The sequence below is a fragment of the Shewanella sp. 11B5 genome, from assembly GCF_002836795.1.
GTDB lineage: Bacteria > Pseudomonadota > Gammaproteobacteria > Enterobacterales > Shewanellaceae > Shewanella > Shewanella frigidimarina.
Map to the genome: position 1 here is coordinate 1 of NZ_PJAP01000724.1, position 1,909 is coordinate 1,909.

Here is a 1,909-nt window from a genome sequence, read left to right on the forward strand (position 1 = left end):
AAGCGACTCAGAAGTAAAGCAAGCAATTGAAAATGCGCATGATGCTTTTTTACTTTGGAAAAATACTGGGTTTACTGAGCGTGCGCGCGTAATGCACGCCGCCGCCGAATTATTACGCCGTGACGTTGATTATTATGCCAATCTGCTCACCATTGAGATGGGTAAGCTTATATCCGAAGCCAAAGCCGAAATAGCGTTGTCAGCAGATATCTTCGACTACTATGCAAATAACGCACAGACATTGCTGGCACCACAAAAGCTACCGGTTGCCGACGCTGATGCGGAAATTTTGTGTGAGCCGCTGGGTGTATTATTGGCGATTGAACCATGGAACTTTCCTTTCTATCAGGTTGTGCGTATTGCTGCACCGCAAATATCTGCTGGTAATACCTTGTTGCTCAAGCACGCATCTAACGTTCCGCAGGCTGCTGCCGCATTCGAAAAATTAATGCTCGATGCTGGTTTGCCTCAAGGTGTGTTTAAGAATCTGTATGCAACAAGGTCGCAGATAGAAACGATCATTAACGATCCGCGCGTTCAGGGCGTAGCATTAACAGGGTCGGAAAGGGCCGGTGCAGTCGTTGCCGCGCAGGCAGGCAAGGCATTGAAGAAATCGACGCTTGAACTTGGCGGTGCCGATGCATTCGTTGTTTTAGCCGATGCAGATATGCAGAAAACGATTAACTGGGCGGTTCTTGGACGACATTGGAATGGTGGTCAAGTTTGTGTGTCATCAAAACGGATGATCATTGTTGATGAGGTGTATGATCGATTCCTCGAAGGTTATATCGGTGGTGTTGCAAATCTTAAAGCGGGCGATCCATTTGAGCCAAGCACAACGCTAGCACCACTGTCATCTAAGGCGGCAGCCGATGAAATCAAAGACAAGATTCGCCAGGCGGTTTCTTACGGGGCTACAGCAACTGAGGTTGGGCCAATTGTTCCCGATTCAGGCAATTTTGTTCAGCCGACCATTTTGACTGACGTTGCAGAAGATAACCCTGCACGCTATTGGGAATTTTTCGGTCCTGTTTCTATGCTGTTTCGCGCCAAGGATGAAGATGACGCGGTTCATATAGCCAATGATTCACCGTTCGGTTTGGGCGGTTCGGTATTTACTGCCAACCCAATCCATGGTGCAGAAGTTGCGAAGCGAATATCCACAGGTATGGTCTTTGTCAATCATCCAACAATGGCTAAGGCGGATTTACCATTCGGTGGCGTTAAACGTTCAGGTTATGGCCGCGAGCTGGTCGGTCTTGGCATCAAGGAATTTGTTAACCACAAACTTATCGCCATTGTCGACATCGACGCTCCGTTCTAGCGCTAATTGCCAATCCGATGTCTAGTCGGATTGGCTTATCCAGTAAGGACATAAATCGTTAAATAGTGAGTTGTTTAGCGATATCAACATAAACACTTCTAAGCATGCAAAAATATCAAAATAGATAACTCATTTTGCTAGCGACCTTTAGTAACGATCCAAAGTACAACGCCCACGGTAATTAATTTCACGTTAAATGGCTTAGCCAATAACGCTAAACTTTGGACTATCATCAAATCATCGGAGCCAGTAACCGAGACTAAAAGTCTTAATGAACTGGCCTGCGTGGTTTGCGAAAACTGAATGAGTCTCTAATTGTGCTTGTTTCAAATTCTTCTAAAGCGTTAGGCTCATCTTTGGGATCTGCATTACACCGTATTTTCATCATGTCAGGTGAGGCTAACATTAACAAATCATCGTGTGTCATTGATTATATGAATGTGTTCAAATCTAGAAATCGATTAGTGTTATTTGAAATTAAAAAATATACGTTCTCGTAAATTTTTATTTATTTAGAAGATATGAAAATTTGATTTAATTCGAAGGATTTATTTTGAGCAGGTAAGTGATTTTGTAATTTTGAAA

General features: G+C 43.7%; 1 protein-coding gene. It reads left to right on the forward strand.

Annotated features, from left to right (window positions below; translation table 11 throughout):
• The coding region (locus tag CXF78_RS15750) for an NAD-dependent succinate-semialdehyde dehydrogenase (protein WP_102037313.1) at positions 1-1,324 on the forward strand (1,324 nt) is incomplete at its 5' end.
• Positions 1,325-1,909: the final 585 nt, after the last annotated feature.